At 65.8% G+C, this 16926-nt stretch carries 17 protein-coding genes; 14 read left to right on the top strand and 3 right to left on the bottom strand.

The annotated features are described in order from the left end of the window. Positions 1–59: 59 nt before the first annotated feature. The 4 genes from CO669_RS11350 to CO669_RS11335 all read left to right on the top strand — a co-directional run bounded on the left by CO669_RS11350 (position 60) and on the right by CO669_RS11335 (position 3058). Positions 60–905, top strand: a complete 846-nt coding sequence (locus CO669_RS11350) for a DUF6869 domain-containing protein (RefSeq protein WP_245444282.1) — start codon at positions 60–62, stop codon at positions 903–905. 107 nt (positions 906–1012) lie between these two features. Beyond that, the gene (locus tag CO669_RS11345) at positions 1013–1969 is read left to right on the top strand and encodes a metallophosphoesterase (RefSeq protein WP_097659892.1); all 957 of its coding nucleotides are present in this window, start codon (positions 1013–1015) and stop codon (positions 1967–1969) included. A gap of 93 nt (positions 1970–2062) precedes the next feature. Beyond that, positions 2063–2512, top strand: a complete 450-nt coding sequence (gene ybgC, locus CO669_RS11340) for a tol-pal system-associated acyl-CoA thioesterase (protein ID WP_097660087.1) — start codon at positions 2063–2065, stop codon at positions 2510–2512. A 78-nt stretch (positions 2513–2590) separates the two neighbouring features. Beyond that, on the top strand, positions 2591–3058 hold the full coding sequence (locus tag CO669_RS11335; RefSeq protein ID WP_097659891.1) for a nuclear transport factor 2 family protein: 468 nt from the start codon (positions 2591–2593) through the stop codon (positions 3056–3058). A 105-nt stretch (positions 3059–3163) separates the two neighbouring features. Here the strand turns inward: CO669_RS11335 and CO669_RS11330 are convergent, their stop codons facing one another. Then, positions 3164–3883: a type 1 glutamine amidotransferase gene (locus CO669_RS11330; RefSeq protein ID WP_097659890.1), complete on the bottom strand. Its 720-nt coding sequence runs from the start codon at positions 3881–3883 to the stop codon at positions 3164–3166. A 76-nt stretch (positions 3884–3959) separates the two neighbouring features. Beyond that, positions 3960–4859 carry a LysR substrate-binding domain-containing protein gene (locus CO669_RS11325; protein ID WP_097659889.1) on the bottom strand — a complete coding sequence of 300 codons (900 nt, stop codon included), beginning with the start codon at positions 4857–4859 and terminating at the stop codon, positions 3960–3962. A 273-nt stretch (positions 4860–5132) separates the two neighbouring features. Here CO669_RS11325 and CO669_RS11320 point away from each other — a divergent pair, with 273 nt between their 5' ends. From CO669_RS11320 to CO669_RS11275, 10 genes are all read left to right on the top strand, one after another. Continuing rightward, complete coding sequence (locus tag CO669_RS11320; RefSeq protein ID WP_198963955.1) at positions 5133–6167, top strand: ABC transporter substrate-binding protein; 1035 nt, start codon at positions 5133–5135, stop codon at positions 6165–6167. A 24-nt stretch (positions 6168–6191) separates the two neighbouring features. Beyond that, positions 6192–7232, top strand: coding sequence for an ABC transporter ATP-binding protein (locus tag CO669_RS11315; RefSeq protein WP_097659887.1), 1041 nt, complete (start codon positions 6192–6194; stop codon positions 7230–7232). Further along, positions 7229–8104: an ABC transporter permease gene (locus CO669_RS11310; protein WP_097659886.1), complete on the top strand. Its 876-nt coding sequence runs from the start codon at positions 7229–7231 to the stop codon at positions 8102–8104. Before CO669_RS11315 ends, CO669_RS11310 begins: the two co-directional genes overlap by 4 nt. Continuing rightward, positions 8101–8907: an ABC transporter permease gene (locus CO669_RS11305; protein ID WP_097659885.1), complete on the top strand. Its 807-nt coding sequence runs from the start codon at positions 8101–8103 to the stop codon at positions 8905–8907. Before CO669_RS11310 ends, CO669_RS11305 begins: the two co-directional genes overlap by 4 nt. An 8-nt stretch (positions 8908–8915) precedes the next feature. Beyond that, a complete protein-coding gene (locus CO669_RS11300; RefSeq protein WP_097659884.1) occupies positions 8916–10052 on the top strand; it encodes an NAD(P)/FAD-dependent oxidoreductase in 1137 nt (378 codons plus the stop codon). A 28-nt stretch (positions 10053–10080) separates the two neighbouring features. Then, on the top strand, positions 10081–10377 hold the full coding sequence (locus tag CO669_RS11295; protein ID WP_097659883.1) for a (2Fe-2S)-binding protein: 297 nt from the start codon (positions 10081–10083) through the stop codon (positions 10375–10377). Further along, positions 10374–11792 (top strand): FAD/NAD(P)-dependent oxidoreductase, encoded by a 1419-nt coding sequence (locus CO669_RS11290; RefSeq protein WP_097659882.1) that lies wholly within the window; start codon positions 10374–10376, stop codon positions 11790–11792. Before CO669_RS11295 ends, CO669_RS11290 begins: the two co-directional genes overlap by 4 nt. Beyond that, positions 11789–12910 carry an NAD(P)/FAD-dependent oxidoreductase gene (locus CO669_RS11285; protein ID WP_097659881.1) on the top strand — a complete coding sequence of 374 codons (1122 nt, stop codon included), beginning with the start codon at positions 11789–11791 and terminating at the stop codon, positions 12908–12910. Before CO669_RS11290 ends, CO669_RS11285 begins: the two co-directional genes overlap by 4 nt. A gap of 15 nt (positions 12911–12925) precedes the next feature. Further along, positions 12926–13273, top strand: coding sequence for a RidA family protein (locus tag CO669_RS11280; RefSeq protein WP_097659880.1), 348 nt, complete (start codon positions 12926–12928; stop codon positions 13271–13273). Positions 13274–13447: 174 nt separating this feature from the next. Then, positions 13448–15058: an ABC-F family ATP-binding cassette domain-containing protein gene (locus CO669_RS11275; protein ID WP_097659879.1), complete on the top strand. Its 1611-nt coding sequence runs from the start codon at positions 13448–13450 to the stop codon at positions 15056–15058. A 409-nt stretch (positions 15059–15467) separates the two neighbouring features. Here the strand turns inward: CO669_RS11275 and CO669_RS11270 are convergent, their stop codons facing one another. Continuing rightward, complete coding sequence (locus CO669_RS11270) at positions 15468–16802, bottom strand: dicarboxylate/amino acid:cation symporter (RefSeq protein WP_097659878.1); 1335 nt, start codon at positions 16800–16802, stop codon at positions 15468–15470. Positions 16803–16926: the final 124 nt, after the last annotated feature.

Here is a 16926-nt window from a genome sequence, read left to right as displayed (position 1 = left end):
TTCGCCGCTGATGCAGACGGATTGGAGTGGGAAGAATGGAGCCGACGGGAGACGCTGGATTGCTCGAGGTAATCGCGGCAACGCCGCAGCTGCGCACGCCCGACGAGACCGAGGCGTTCCTCGATTCCCTGGCCCTCGACGAGTTGGGGTCGATGTGGTGCGCGCTTCAGCGCGTCAGCCGCCGCGACCAGGTCAGCAGCGTCTGGACTCTCAAACTCTATTTCGATCATCTGCCGCATCGCAGGCCGGAAGCCGCGCTCGATCTCGTGCTGGAGGTGCTCAAGGCCGAGGCCGACAAGCCGACAGTGATGCAGCTCGACGACAAGTTTCTGCCGGTGCTGCTCCATGCGCACGATCCTGATTTGATTGCGCGTATCGAGCACGAGGCCGGGCACAATGACCGGCTGCGCTGGCTGCTCGGTGGCGTGCATGTCGCGCCCGACGATCCCTCGATGTCGCGCATTGCAGGACTTGCCGACAGCAAGGCATGGCAGGCCGATCGTCAGGCGCAGCGCACGCCACGCGAGCCGCTCGATTGCGCAAGCATGTCGGTGGCCGCGTTGGCGCGCGCCTGGGTCGAGCAATATTCCAAGTCCGAGCGTGACCAGGACGACAATCTGTTCGCGATCATGGATTTCGAACGCGACCTGTGTGAGGACGATCCCGACAAGTTGATCGATCTCATCCTGGAGATCCTGAAGATCGAAGCCAATCCGGTGCTGCTGTCGCTGCTGGCCGCAGGTCCCCTCGAAGACGTGATCAGCGTCGCCACGATCGACCGCATCGAGCGCGAGGCGCGGAGCAATGAACGTTTTCGTGATCTGCTCGGCGGCGTCTGGTACTACCGCGCACCCGACGCGTTGAAGGCGCGGCTCGATGCGCTGGTCGGCGAGAGCCGTTGGTAATCCCCTTGCAGACCGTCTGCACGCAGATGCTGGCCGTCTGCACGAGTGCACCCCAATTCCGCTCCAATCCGATCGCATCGAGAGGCGGTAGCTGAAGCGGGTTATTCATGATCACGCGCCGTCACTTCATCCGTTCCATCGGCGGGCTCTCCGCCCTCGGCATCTCGACCGCCGCCTATGGTGTCGGCGTCGAGCCGGTGCTGCGGCTTCGCGTCACCCGCTATCATCCGATGCCGCGGCAATGGCCGAAGGATTTCCCGCTGAAGATCGCCGCCATCGCCGATATCCACGCCTGCGATCCCTGGATGTCGCTGGAGCGGATCGAGGGCATCGTCGACCGCACCAATGCGCTGAAGCCCGATATCATCGTGCTGCTCGGCGACTATGTCGCCGGCCTCCACCACGTCACGCGGCTGATCCCGTCGCGCGAATGGGCGAGGGTGCTGGCCGGCCTCAAGGCGCCGCTTGGTGTCCACGCCGTCATGGGCAACCACGATTATTGGGACGACCGGACCGTGCAGCGGGCGGGGCACGGGCCGACCATCGCGCATCGGGCGCTCGAGGCGGTCGGCATTCCCGTCTACGAGAACGACGTCGTGCGCCTGACCAAGGACGGCCGCTCGTTCTGGCTCGCCGGGCTCGGCGATCAACTGGCGTATTTTCCCTCAAAGCGCTATGGCCGCGCGCACCGGCTGGGCGCCGACGATCTCGCGGGCACGCTGGCGAAGGTCACCGACGATGCGCCCGTCATCCTGCTCGCGCACGAGCCCAACATCGCGCCGCTGGTGCCGGCACGCGTCGCGCTGCAACTGTCCGGCCATACCCATGGCGGCCAGGTCCGCCTGCTCGGCTGGTCGCCGGCCGTGTCGCCCATGAACGGCCTGCGGCTCGCCTATGGCCACTTCCGCCTGAAATGCGATCTCATCGTCTCCGGCGGCCTCGGTTGCAGCATCATGCCCGTTCGTGTCGGCGTGCCGCCCGAGATCGTCGAGGTGACGCTGGGAAGCACCGGGCTGGTCGTGTCCGATAGCGTTTTCGAGCGAAGTGGGGACCGGCTCGCGTAAAGAAAACGCGACCAGCAAAAAGCGCCCCGCTTGCGCGTCCGGCCGTTTTTGCGCAAAACGAGCCTGTACCCGACAAGCGAAGAGGCTCGCGACGTGACTGCCCATCTCGACGGCGAGATCCGCGACGGCCGCCATCACATGCAGGTCCGCGTCTATTACGAGGACACGGACTTTTCCGGCATCGTCTATCACGCCAATTATCTGCGCTACATGGAGCGTGGACGCACCAATCATCTCAGGCTGATGGGCGCCGAGCAGCAGGCGCTGTTCGAACAGGCCGAGACCGAGGGCACGGGCTTTGCCTTCGTGGTGCGCTCGATGCATCTGGATTTCCTCAAGCCCGCGCGGATGGACGACGTGCTCGACGTCGTGACCTGGCCGGTCGCGGTGAAGGGCGCCTCGATCATGCTGGCGCAGGAGGTGCGGCGCGGCGAAGAGGTGCTGGTGAAGGCCGAGGTGCGTGTCGCCTTCATCAGCGGCGGCCGCGCGCAGCCGATCCCGAAATCGATCCGCATGCTGATGAAGGCCGATCTGATTTCGTGATCGCCCGATAGGGGATGGCCTCTCGACTCCGCGGCATGCGGCGATAGATTGCCGCGCACACCAACCGATGAGGCCATCATGTCGCGTCCGCCGCTTCCGCCCTTCACCCGTGAGACCGCCGCGCAGAAGGCGCGCATGGCCGAGGACGCCTGGAATTCGCGCGATCCGGTGCGTGTCTCGCTCGCCTATACCGAGGACAGCCGCTGGCGCAATCGCTCCGAGGTGTTTCAGGGTCGTGAGGCCATCGTCGCCTTTCTCACCCGCAAATGGGAGAAGGAGCACGACTACCGCCTGATCAAGGATCTCTGGGCGTTCGACGAAAACCGCATCGCGGTGCGCTTCCAATACGAATGGCACGACGCGAGCGGCCAGTGGTATCGCTCCTACGGCAACGAGCAGTGGGAGTTCGACGAGCACGGCCTGATGCGGCGGCGCGAGGCCTCGATCAACGACATCATGATTGCGGAGAAGGATCGGCGTTTCCACTGGGCCGCGCCGGGGCCGCGGCCGGCGGATGTCCCGGGGTTGGGGCGCGATCCGTTCTAACTCTGCCCTCATGGTGAGGAGCCGCGAAGCGGCGTCTCGAATGCAGGCTCCAGATGCTACAGTCGGGACCTCGATCCTTCGAGACGCCCGCCTTTGGCGGGCTCGTCAGGATGAGGGGATGGATTTGCGCGCCAGGAACCGCGTGATCGCGCCGCCGAGCTTTGCGCTGTCCATCGGCTGCGCGAGAGACTCCCTTGCCGTCGCCACGACGTCATCCGGCGCCTTGCCGTCGCGGAGGTCGCAGCACACTTGCGCGAAACCTACGTCGAATTCCGGGTGCGGCTGCACGGTCAGCGTCGCGCCGTTGGCGTAGAGCAGGCCGGCATGCGGGGTGAAGTCGGACGAGAGGATGGTCAGCGCATCGTTCGGGGGCTCGATCACCTGGTCCTGGTGCGAGGCGGCGATCGCGACCGCTTCGCCGCCAATGACGCCGTTCTCCGGCAGCACCTGATAAACGTGACGACCGATGCCCCAGCCTTTCTCCGACTTGCGCACGGTGCCGCCGAGCGCCTGCGCGATCAGCTGATGGCCGAAGCAGATTCCGACCATCGGTGTCTTGTTGGCGTAGGCGGTGCGCACGAAATCTTCCAGTGGCGCGATCCAGTCGAGCCCGTCATAGACGCCGGCGGCCGCGCCGGTGATCAGCACCGCCTCGAGCTTGCGCGGGTCGGGCAGCGCATCGCCGTTGGGGATGCTGACGATGTCGACCGTGGCCGCCGGATCCTCGGCGCGAACCATGCGCGCGAACATGTCGGGAAACGAGCCGTGGTGCTCGCGATATTCGGAGGGGACGAGCCCGGTCTCGATGATGGTGATGCGTGCCATGCGCCCTGCTTCGATTCCATCCCTATAACACTGCGCCCATGGCGGCCACGTCAACCGCCTTCAGCCGGGGTGCTGTTTAATCCTCGAAGCTGTCGAGCGCCTTGCGCATGGTCTCCACGAGATCCAGCGCCACTGGCGATGGGCTGCGCTGTGCCGGGAAGACGGCGGAGAATTCGAAGTCGATGCGCGGCAGGAAACGGCGCGCGACCACGCCGCGGGTGGCAAATTCCCGCGCGGTGAAGGGATCGCAGATCGCAACGCCAAGCCCTGACGAGACCATGCCGCACATGATCTCCGACAAGGTGGTCTCGACCCGCAGCACGCGGCGAACCTCATGCCGGTTGAAGACCTGGTCCACGAGATGTCGGCTCGATGATCCCGCCGACAGCGAGATGAACGTCTCGCCCTCGAAATCGCGGGGCTCCAGCACCTCCTTTTCCGCGAGGCGATGGCCGGTCGGCAGCACCGCGACGCGGGCGGGCGCCGGCAGTCGCAGGCTCGGCAGGCCGGAATGGGCGATCGGCACCTCGGCAAAGCCGATGTCGCATTGATTGTTCAGCACCCAGTCGACCACGATCGGCGAGATCACGCCGAAGAAGGCGAGGTTGAGGTTCGGTCGCTCCTGCAGGAAGTGTCCGGCCAGGCGCGGCAGATAGCCGTTTGCCAACGCCGGCAATGCCGCGATGCGCAGCGAGCCGGTGCGGCGGCCCCGGATTTCCTCGGCTGCGGCCGTGATGCGTTCGAGGCCGACGAAGGAACGCTCGACCTCGGTATAAAGCGCCATGGCCGCCGCGGTCGGCACGAGGCCGGTGCCGCGCCGCTCGAACAGCGTCATCTTGAGCAGCGCCTGAAGGTCGCGCAGCAGCCGGCTCACCGCCGGCTGGGTCACCACCATCAGCTTTGCCGCCTCCGTGACGCTGCCGGTCAGCATCATCGCCCGGAAGGCCTCCACCTGCCGCGAATTGATCCGCGCCATCGCCCATTCCAATCATAACATTTTGGCATGCAAAGGGTGCCATTATTCATTGGACGATGGAAGTATAGGTTTGCGATCTTTTTCATCAGAGCTGGAGCCAGCCCGCTTTTTCGGCAGATTGGAGGGGTTCAAACCTCCAAATCGCGCCAAAACCTGCCGAACAGGGGCCGGAGCCCTGTGAGCGGCGGGAATCGCGCGGAAGGAAATGCGGAAGGCGCCCCAGCCGGAGATCTGTCGGCACGTCACCTCATTCCGGTATGGAGATCGGTCCACATGAAGACTTTTCGCCTTCTGACCGCGGTCAGCATCGCAGCGCTCATCGCCGCCCCCTCGGTCGCCCCGGCCCAGCAAAAGACGCTGTACATCGCCGGCTATGGCGGCTCTTTCGAGAAGACGATCCGCGACGAGGTGATCCCGGCCTTCGAGAAGGAGAACGGCGTCAAGGTCGAATACGTCGCCGGCAACTCCACGGACACGCTGGCCAAGCTGCAGGCGCAGAAGGGCAACCAGCAGATCGACGTTGCCATCGTCGATGACGGCCCGATGTACCAGGCGATCCAGCTCGGCTTCTGCGGCAAGCTCGACGGCCTGCCCGCCGATCTCTACGACGCCGCGCGCTTCAAGGACGATCGCGCCGTCGCCATCGGCATCGTCGCGACCGGCCTGATGTACAACACCAAGGTGTTCAAGGAGAAAGGCTGGGCGCCGCCGACCTCGTGGAACGACCTCAAGGACACCAAATACGCCAAGCAGCTGGTGATCCCGCCGATCAACAACACCTATGGTCTGGAAGCGCTGGTGATGCTGTCGAAGATGAACGGCGGCGGCGAGACCAACGTCGATTCCGGCTTCAAGATCTTCAAGGAACAGATCAATCCGAACGTGCTCGCCTACGAGCCGTCGCCGGGCAAGATGACCGAGCTGTTCCAGTCCGGCCAGGCCGTGATCGCGGTGTGGGGCACCGGCCGTGTGCAGAGCTTTGCCAATACCGGCTTCCCCGTCGACTTCGTCTACCCGAAGGAAGGCGCGGCGACGCTGCTGACGACGGCCTGCCCGATCGCCAAGCCCAACGCCTCGCCGCTGGCGTCCAGCTTCGTCAAGATGCTGCTCGATCCCAAGATCCAGCTCGTGTTGCTGAAGGATTACGGCTACGGCCCGGTGCTGAAATCGCTGGTGATCCCGCCGGAGCTCGGCAAGATGGCGCCGATCGGCGAGCGCGCGGCCAAGCTCTATAATCCGGACTGGACCGTCATCAACGAGAAGCGCGAGGAGTGGACCAAGCGCTGGAATCGCGAGGTCGAGCGCTGATCTGATCGTTCGCGGAGACAGCGCATGGCCTATCTCGAGCTCGACCGGGTCGCAAAGCAGTTCGGCGCGCAGACTGTGGTCGACGACTTCAGCCTGTCGGTGGGGAAGGGGGAGTTCATCTCCTTCCTCGGCCCTTCCGGCTGCGGCAAGACCACGACCTTGCAGATGATCGCGGGCTTCCTCGATCCCTCGCGCGGCGCGATCCGCCTCGAGGGCAAGGACCTCACCGCGATCCATCCGGCCAAGCGCGGCCTCGGAATCGTGTTCCAGAGCTACGCGCTGTTTCCGCACATGACGGCGGCGGAGAACGTCGCGTTCGGCCTGGAGATGCGCAATGTGCCGCGCGCCGAAAAGGCCGAGCGCGTCCGCGCCGCGCTCGCGATGGTGGGCCTCGCCGGCTTTGAGGAGCGCCATCCCCGCCGCATGTCCGGCGGCCAGCAGCAGCGCGTGGCGCTGGCGCGCGCGCTGGTGATCAAGCCGAGCGTGCTGCTGCTCGACGAGCCGCTGTCGAACCTGGATGCCAAGCTGCGCGAGGAGATGCAGATCGAGCTGCGCCAGATCCAGCGCACCATCGGCACCACCACCATCCTCGTCACCCACGACCAGAACGAGGCGATGTCGCTGTCCGATCGCATCGTGGTGATGAGCCAGGGCAAGATCGAGCAGATCGGCACGCCGCAGGAGACTTACGAGCGGCCGGCCTCGGCCTTCGTCTCGCAGTTCCTTGGCAAGACCAATGATTTTGCCGGAACGATCGACCGGACCGTCGCGCCGACGCAGTTGGTGGCGGGCTCCTGGCGAGCACCGGCGCCGGCCGGGCTCGGCGGTCCTGTTACGGTCAGCATTCGCCCCGAAAGAATCGGCTTCGGCGATACCGGTCTCAGCGCAAAGATCATCACGCGCATCTTCCAGGGCAATCACTGGCTGTTCCAGTGCGATAGCGAATGCGGCCCGGCGATCGTGATCCGACAGAATGACGGCAAGGCGCAGCCGGCCGAAGGCGACGCGGTTCGCCTCACCTGGCGACCCGAGGACATGAGCGTGCGTGCGAGGGCCGGCGCATGAGCATGGCCGCTGAGGAACGCAACATACGCGCGCCATGGGCGCTGACGGCGCCCGCCTTGATGCTGTTCGTCGGCGTGCTGCTGATTCCGCTCGCGATGACGGTGATGCTGTCGTTCCACGATTGGGGCCAGTACAAGGGCATCGAGCCGGTCTTCATCCTCAAGAACTGGCACGAGATCGCGACCGATCCCTATTACGCCGAGATGTTCTGGCGAACGTTTCGCATCGCGATCCTGACCACGCTGCTCACCGCCTTGCTCGGCGCACCCGAGGCCTACATCCTCAACCGCATGGACGGCCGCTGGAAGAGCTTCTTCCTGCTGGTCATCCTCGGCCCGCTGCTGATCTCCGTGGTCGCGCGCACGCTCGGCTGGGCCTTGCTGTTCGGCGGCAACAACGGCCTCGTCAACAAGCTGCTGATGTCGCTCGGGGTGATGCGCTCGCCCATTCCCTTCATGTTCACCGAAACCGGCATGGTGGTCGCGCTCGCGCATGTGATGATGCCGTTCATGGTGCTGTCGGTGTGGGCGGCGCTGCAGCGGCTCGATCCGCAGATCGAGAATGCCGCGATGTCGCTCGGTGCCGGCCCCGTCACCATCATCCGCCGCATCATCATGCCGCAGATCATGCCGGGCGTGCTGTCGGGCGCGATCATCGTATTCTCGCTCTCGGCCAGCGCCTTCGCGACACCCGCGATCATCGGCGGCCGCCGGCTCAAGGTTGCGGCGACGCTCGCCTATGACGAATTCCTCAACACGTTGAACTGGCCGCTCGGTGCCGCCGTCGCGACGCTGCTGCTGGTCGCGCTGGTGCTGATCGTGGTCGGCAGCAACGCGCTGATCGAGCGCCGCTATGCGGAGGTGTTCCGATGAGCCGGAACGGCCCGCTGGCGCTGATCTTCCACACCATCTTCGTCGTCGTCATGGTGGCGCCGATCGCGGTGGTCTGTCTCGTCGCCTTCACGCCGGAAGGCTTTCTCTCATTGCCGACCAACGGCTTCTCGCTGCGCTGGTTCAGGGCGATCGCGAACTACCCAGAATTCATCCACGCCTTCTGGGTCAGCCTCGGGCTCGGCGCGCTGTCGTCCTTCGTCGCGCTGCTGTTCGCGGTGCCGGCGGCGCTCGCGATCGCGCGCTATCGCTTCCGTGGCCGCGACGCGCTGGCGGCGCTGTTCCTGTCGCCGCTGATGATCCCCCACGTGGTGCTCGGCATCGCCTTCCTGCGCTTCTTCACCTCGGCAGGCCTCGGCGGCAGTTTTGCGGCGCTGATCATCGCCCATGTCATCATCGTGTTTCCGTTCGCGCTGCGGCTGACGCTGGCGGCGGCGACCGGCATGGACCGCACCGTCGAGATGGCCGCGGTCTCGCTCGGGGCCGGCGGCTGGACGCTGTTTCGCCGCGTGACCCTGCCGCTGATCCTGCCCGGCGTCATCAGCGGCTGGGCACTCGCCTTCATCCAGTCCTTTGACGATCTCACCATGACCGTCTTCCTCGCCGCGCCCGGCACCGAAACGCTGCCGGTGCGCATGTTCCTTTACATCCAGGACAACATCGATCCGCTGGTGACGTCGGTCTCGGCCTGCGTGATCGCTGTAACCATGACCGCCCTCATTCTGCTCGACCGCTTCTACGGGCTCGACCGCGTGCTCGCCGGCAAGGGCGATACGGGACGATAGGAGAATCCATGTCAGGAGACTACGACGTCGCTGTCGTCGGCGGCGGACTGCTCGGCTCCGCCATTGCCTGGGGCCTCGGCCGCCTCGGCCAGAAGGTGGCCGTGCTCGACGAGGGCGACATCACCAAGCGTGCCTCGCGCGCGAACTTTGCGCTGGTCTGGGTGCAGAGCAAGGGACTCGGCATGCCCGCCTACACGGTCTGGACCGTGCGCGCGTCGGAAGCCTGGGGACGCCTCGCCTCGGAGCTGAAGCAGCAGACGGGGCTCGATGTCGCGCTCCAGCAGAACGGTGGTTTCCACCTGACGCTCGGCGACGACGAATTCGGCCAACGCACCGAGCTCGTCAAGCGCATGCACAACCAGACCGGTGCTGCCGACTACAAGATGGAGATGCTGTCGGCGTCCGAGGTGAAGAAGTCGCTGCCGCTGATTGGCCCCGAAGTGTCCGGCGGCAGCTATTGTCCGCTCGACGGCCACGTCAACTCGCTGCGCACCTTCCGCGCCTTTCACACCGGCTTCAAGGCATTCGGCATCGACTATTTTCCGGAGCAGCCGGTTTCGGCGATCAGCAAGAGCGGCGGCGAATTCCGCCTGGCCACGCCGAAGGGCGAGCTGCGCGCCGCCAAAATCGTGCTGGCCGCCGGCAACGCCAACCAGACGCTGGCGCCGATGGTCGGCCTCCACGCGCCGATGGGTCCGACCCGCGGCCAGATCGTGGTGACCGAGCGCACCATGCCGTTCCTGCCGCATCCGCTGACCACGATCCGCCAGACCGACGAGGGCACGGTGATGATCGGCGACAGCAAGGAGGACGAGCTCGACGACCGCACGCTGAAACATTCGATCAGCGCTGTCATGACCGATCGCGCCCAGCGCATGTTCCCGCATCTGTCGCGGCTCAACGTGGTCCGAAGCTGGGCCGGCATTCGCGTGATGCCGCAGGACGGATTTCCGATCTACGACCAGTCGGAGACGCATCCCGGCGCCTTCGTCGCCTGCTGCCATTCCGGCGTGACGCTCGCCTCCAACCACGCGTTCGAGATCTCGCGTATGGTCGCGCAGGGTGCGCTGGAGCCCGAGCTGGTCGGCGCGTTCTCCGCCAGCCGCTTCGGCGGCGCGGGTGCCGCGGACAACAGCGGCTATTAGAGATTCCAAAGGAGCCACGAGGCATCCCATGTTCAAGCGATCCGAACAGGACAAGCGTCCGCAGGTCCAGATCTTCGTCGACGGCGTGGCCGTCGCGGCGCGCCAGGGCGACACTGTCTCCGCCGCGCTACTGGCCTCCAGCGTCGACGCGCGGCGCTCGACGGCCGTCAGCGGCGCGCCGCGCCTGCCTTATTGCATGATGGGCGTGTGCTTCGACTGCCTCGTCACCATCGACGGCGTCGGCAACCGCCAGGGCTGCCTCGTGCCCGTCGCCGAGGGCATGCAGATCGAAATCCAGAAGGGCAAGCGGGAGATCGGACGATGAGCGTGGCTCCCAAGCGTGACGACTACGACGTCGTGGTGATCGGCGCCGGGCCGGCCGGCCTTGCCGCCGCGGCGACCTCCGCCGGCGCAGGTCTGACGACGCTGATGCTCGACGAGAACATCGGCCCCGGCGGTCAGGTGTTTCGTGCGATCTCCTCGACGCCCGTGACCGACCGCAACCAGCTCGGTGCGGATTATTGGGTCGGTTCGGATCTCGTGCAGGCGCTGCGCGCGAGCAATGCGGAAGTGATCCAGCGTGCGACCGTCTGGAGCCTCGACCGCAATCTCGACATCGCCGTCTCGATCGGCGGCGCCTCCGCCTTCGTCAGGGCGAAGCGCGTGATCCTCGCGACCGGCGCGCTGGAGCGGCCGTTCCCAATTCCCGGCTGGACGCTGCCGGGCGTGATGACTGCCGGCGCGGCGCAGACCATGCTGAAATCATCGGCGCTGGTGCCTGATGGCCGCACGGTGATCGCGGGGCAGGGGCCGCTGCTCTGGCTGCTCGCTGCGCAGATCCTGCGCCTCGGCGGCCGCATCGACCGCATCCTCGACACCACCGAGCGCGGCAATTATGTCGCCGCGCTGCCGCACGCCTTCGCGTTCCTGACCTCGCCCTATTTCGCCAAGGGCCTGTCGATGATGCGCGAGGTCAAGGCCAAGGTGCAGGTCGTCTCCGGTGTCACCGAGCTTGCTGCGGCCGGCGACGGCCAACTCGCCAGCGTCAGCTATGTCGCGGGCGGCAAGCGCGAGACCATTCCGGCTGATCTTCTGCTGCTGCATCAAGGCGTCGTGCCCAACGTCAATCTGGCGATGGCGGCCGGCGTCGAGCATCGCTGGGACGATCTGCAACTCTGCTGGTCGCCGGTGCTGGATGTGAGCGGCAATTCGTCGGTGGCCGGCATCGCGATTGCCGGCGACGGCGCGGGCATTGGCGGTGCCAATGCCGCCGTGGTTCGCGGCCGCATCGCCGCGCGAGCGGCAGTCGAATCGCTTGCGCCCGCAGCCGCGGCGAAACTCCCTGCCATGGCGGCGCTCCGTTCCGATCTCGCCAAGGCCGAGCGCGGCCGCGTCTTCCTCGACACGCTGTTCCGCCCGGCGCCGCAGTTCCGGATTCCCAAGGGCGACACCATCGTCTGCCGCTGCGAGGAGGTCACCGCCAAGGACGTTCTCGATTCCGTCGCGATCGGCGCGACCGGGCCGAACCAGCTCAAGGCCTATCGTCGCACCGGCATGGGGCCATGCCAGGGCCGGCTCTGCGGCCTCACCGTCACCGAGCTGATGGCGCAGGCGCGCGGCAAGACTCCGCAGGAGATCGGCTACTATCGGCTGCGTGCACCGGTGAAGCCGATCACGCTCGCCGAGCTCGCCGCCGTGCCGAAGAGCGAGGCGGACGTCAAGGCGGTGGTGCGCGGATGACAACAAACGTGGATGCGATCGTCATTGGCGGCGGCATCCACGGATGCTCGACCACGCTGCATCTGTGCCTCGCCGGCCTGAAGCCGGTGCTGATCGAGAAGGACTATGCCGGCCGCCACGCCTCCGGCGTCAATGCCGGCGGCGTCCGCCAGCTCGCGCGGCACATTCCCGAGATCCCGCTCTCGATCCGCTCGATGGGCATCTGGGAGAGGATCAACGATCTCCTCGACGACGATTGCAGCTTCGAGAGCTACGGCCAGGTCCTGGTGGCCGAGAACGAGGAAGAGCTCGCGGTCTGTCGCGCGCGCGTTGCCGAGCTCAATGCGCTTGGATTCACCCATGAGGAGCTGATCGACGCGGCTGAATTGCGGCGGCTGGTACCGGCGGTCGCCGAGACCTGCCCCGGCGGCGTGGTCTCTCGCCGCGACGGCGCGGCCAATCCGGCGCAGACGACGACGGCGTTCCGCCGCAAGGCGGAGCAGCTCGGCGCGACCGTTCGCGAAGGCGTGGCGGCCAACAACATCCGCTACGGCGACGGCCTCTGGTCTGTCGATGTCGGCACCGAAACCTTTGCCGCGCCGGTGCTGGTCAATGCCGCCGGCGCCTGGGCCGGCAGGATCGCGGCCGATCTCGGCGAGCCCGTGCCGGTCGAGACCGTCGCGCCGATGCTGATGATCACCTCGCGCGTGCCGCACTTTATAGACCCCGTCGTGATCCTGCGCGGCCGAAAACTGTCCTTCAAGCAGTTCAAGAATGGCACCGTGCTGATCGGCGGCGGCCATCTGGCGACGCCCTATCAGGACCGCAACGAGACGGTGCTGGACTGGAAGAGCCTTGCGACCAGCGCGCAGACCGTGTTCGAGCTGTTTCCGGTGATGCGCAGCGCCACCATCGTGCGCGCCTGGGCCGGTATCGAGGCCAAGATGAAGGACGACATTCCCGTGTTCGGGCCGAGCAGCCGCCACAGGGGCCTCTATCACCAGTTCGGCTTCTCGCTGCACGGTTTCCAGCTCGGCCCCGGCGCCGGCGCCGTGATGGCGGAGCTGATTGTCAACGGCGGCACGCAGACCCGAATCGGCGATCTCGGCATCGATCGCTTTCATCCCTCCACGCTCTAACAACAAGAGGACATCATGAGCATCACCCGCAGCATTCGCACGCCCATTCAGCACCGCGCCGTCGAAGCCAACGGCTTCGTCTTCATCGGCGGCACCATCGCCGACGACACCTCGGGCTCGATGGGCGAGCAGACCCGCAACATCCTCGGCAAGATCGCCGGCTATCTGAAGGAGGCCGGCACCGACAAGTCGCGCGTCGTCAGCGCTTCGATCTTCGTGACCGACCTCTCCAAGAAGAACGAGATGGACCCGGTCTGGACCGAGTTCTTCGGCGACAACCTGCCGACCCGCGCCACCGTCGGCGTCGCCGATCTCGGCGGCAGCGCCCTGATCGAGGTGGTGGTCACCGCGCTCAAGGGCTGATCGCGCCGCACGGCAACGAAGGACGGCAGCGTCTCCCGCGCTGCCGTCTCCGCGCGCCGCGCCTTGATCTCGTCCCCTGACGGGAGTAGTTACAGAACTCTTCAATCAGGAAGCTCGCAGCCATGGATTTCACCCCGATCGCAAAGCCCATCCGCCTTGCTCACGGGGAATTCCATGCCTGCTTCAATCATCCTGTCGAACCTGTCGCTGTCCACGCCTGACGGCCGCTCTCTTCTCTCCAACGTCGATCTGACATTCGCGGCCGAGCGGACCGGCCTCGTCGGCCGTAACGGCGTCGGCAAGACGACGCTGCTTGCGTCGATTTCCGGGGAGCTTGTTCCCCAGTCCGGATCTGTTCTGATCAACGGCACCGTCGGTCTGTTGCGTCAGGACGTGCAGGTCCTTCAGGGCGCGACCGTGGCCGATCTGTTCGGCGTGCGGCCGGCGCTGGAGCTGCTGCGCCGAGCGGAGCGGGGTGAGGCGTCAGTCGACGACATCTCCGCGATCGACTGGACGCTCGAGGCGCGACTGGAGAGCGCGTTGGCGCGTCTCGGTTTCGATCCTCATGCGGATACGGAGCTGTCGTGCTTGTCCGGTGGCCAGATCACCCGGGTTCGGCTCGCTGCGCTGATCTTCGCCCAGCCGGACTTTCTGCTGCTGGACGAGCCCACCAACAATCTCGACCAGGACGGACGCAAGGCGGTGACCGATCTCCTCGCCGCCTGGCGCGGCGGTGCGATCGTGGTCAGTCACGACCGGGGCCTGCTCGAAGCCATGGATGCCATCGTCGAACTGACGTCGCTGGGCGCAACCCGATATGGCGGTAATTGGAGTCATTACCGCGCGCAGAAGGCCGTCGCGCTCGCGGCAGTCAGGCACGATCTCGCGCATGCCGAGAAGCGCCTGTCGGAGATCGACGGCAAGGCGCAGGAGGCCGCGGAGAGGAAAGCGCGCAAGGACAGCGGCGGGCGGAAGAAGCGAGCCAAAGGCGACATGCCGCGCATCCTGGCGGGGGCGCGCAAGGATCGCAGCGAGGACACCGGCGGCAAGACCGCGCAAATCGCCGAGCGGCAGCGCGCAGAAGCGCGCGAGGCCGTCGATGCGGCGCGCCGGCGCGTCGAGATTCTTCAGCCGCTGTCGGTGAAGCTGCCCGCGACGAACCTGCCGACGGGCCGGGAGGTGGTCTTTCTCGACGGCGTCAGCGCCGGCTATCAGCCGGCGCGGCCGATCTTGCGCGACCTGTCGTTCTCGATGGTCGGACCCGAGCGGGTCGCACTGGCGGGGCCGAACGGCTCGGGCAAGACCACGCTGCTGAGGCTGATCGCGGGCGACCTGCGGCCGCTCGCCGGCACCGTGCGGGTTCGGCCCGACTTCGCGCTGTTCGACCAGAAGGTCAGCCTGCTCGATCCCGCGGTGTCGATCCTGGACAATTTCCGGCGCCTCAATCCGGAGGCGGGCGCGAATGAATGCCACGCGGCCCTGGCGCGCTTCATGTTTCGCGCAGATGCGGCCTTGCAACGGGTCGGGAGCCTGAGCGGCGGGCAAATGTTCCGGGCGGGCCTGGCTTGCGTGCTGGGCGGTTCAGCGCCGCCCTCGTTGCTGATCCTGGACGAGCCGACCAATCATCTCGACATCGATTCCATCGAAGCGGTCGAGGCGGGCTTGCGGGCCTATGACGGCGCGCTGCTCGTCGTCAGCCACGACGAAGCGTTCCTGGAAGCGATCGGGATGACGCGGCGGATCGATCTTGCCGCCGCGGCGCTGCACGATGGCGGGACCGTCTGATCCCGCCCGGCGATCTGGATATGGCTGTGATTTTCAAAAACCCGACGCCCTGCCCCCAGCGCGTCGGGTGGAAAAAATGAGTATCAATCGGTGATCCCAATCCGATTGTTGTGACGCGTGCCGCATCACTTTGCTACTCCGGGAAACTACCGCATTGGAACCGGGCTTTGTCGTCCCGGTATGGGAAGGGCTATCGTACAAGACAATGGGCGCGACCTGAGCGCGCGCCTCGTCTTTCGAGACGCCCGCTTTCAGCGGGCTCCTCAGGATGAGGCTAAGCAGCATCGGTGCTCGTTGAACCTGCCGCCACAGACTCCGACCTCATCCTGAGGGCCCGCCGCAGGCGGGCGTCTCGAAGGATGGCCGCGGGCAAGATCCTCCGACATGCGATTGCGCCGCCGGTGAGGCTCTATGACGCCGCGCTTCCACCCGGCTCCAGCGCTTCTCCCATCTCCAGCGGATGGGCCATGGTCTCGTGCAGCGCCTCGCGATCGAGCTCGCCTTCGGAGATGCTGATGACGACGCAGGCAACGCCGTTGCCGATCAGATTGGTCAGCGCGCGGCACTCGCTCATGAACTTGTCGATGCCGACCAGGATCGCGATCGACTGGATCGGGATGTCGGGCACGATCGAGAGCGTCGCCGCGAGCGTGATGAAGCCGGCGCCGGTGACGCCGGAAGCGCCTTTGGACGTGATCATGGCGATGCCGAGGATGCCGAGCTCCTGCCAGATCGTCAGATGGGTGTTGGTCGCCTGCGCCAGAAACAGCGTCGCCAGCGTCATGTAGATGTTGGTGCCGTCGAGGTTGAAGCTGTAGCCGGTGGGAATGACGAGGCCGACCACGGAGCGCGAGGCGCCGAGATGCTCCATCTTCTGGATCATCTGCGGCAGCACCGTCTCGGACGACGACGTGCCGAGCACGATCAGGAGCTCGTCCTTGATGTAGGCGATGAAGCGCAGGATCGAGAAGCCGGCGAGCCGGGCGATCGCGCCCAGCACCACGAGCACGAACAGCATGCTGGTGAGGTAGAACGTACCGATCAGCGCGGCGAGGTTGAGCAGCGAGCCGAGGCCATAGGCGCCGACCGTGAACGCCATGGCGCCGAAGGCACCGATCGGCGCCACGCGCACGATGATGCGGATGATGCCGAAGAACATCTTTGCGGCCTTGTCGATCGCATCCGCGATGGGCTCGCCGGCCTTGCCGAGGAAGGCGATGGCGAAGCCCGAGAGGATCGAGATCAACAGCACCTGCAACAGGTCGCCGCGCGCGATCGCGCCCAGATAGCTGTCGGGGATGATCGCCATCAGATGGGCGACGATGCCTTCCTCCTTGGCCTTGGTGACGTAGGTCGCCACCGATTTCGGGTCGATCGTTGCGGGATCGATGTTGAAGCCGTGGCCCGGCTGGAGGATCTCGCCGACCAAAAGGCCCACCGCGAGTGCAACGGTCGAGACCGTCTCGAAATAGATCAGCGACTTCAGCCCGACCCGGCCGACGCGCTTGAGGTCGCCCATCGAGGAGATGCCGTGCACCACGGTGCAGAAGATGACAGGCGCGATCATCATCTTGATCAGCGCGATGAAGCCGTCGCCGAGCGGCTTCAAGGCCTTGCCGAGATCCGGGTAGAAATAGCCGATCAGCACCCCGAACGCGATGGCGATCAGGACCTGCACATAAAGGATCTTGTACCAGGGCTGATGCCGTCGGCGGATGGTTGGCTGGATCGCGACTTGTGTCATAGTGTGGGCCCTGGAACGCATTGATCTTGCAAAGATTTGAATCTTTGCATCATGTGATGGTCACCGCAGAAGCGACAATCACAATTTTGTCGGATCGCACGACGATCGATCGCTGCACCGCAAC

Source organism: Bradyrhizobium sp. Y36, assembly GCF_002531575.1.
Classification (GTDB): Bacteria; Pseudomonadota; Alphaproteobacteria; order Rhizobiales; family Xanthobacteraceae; genus Bradyrhizobium.
The sequence above is the reverse complement of the archived record's forward strand: the minus strand, read 5'-3'. Positions and strand labels throughout refer to the sequence as shown.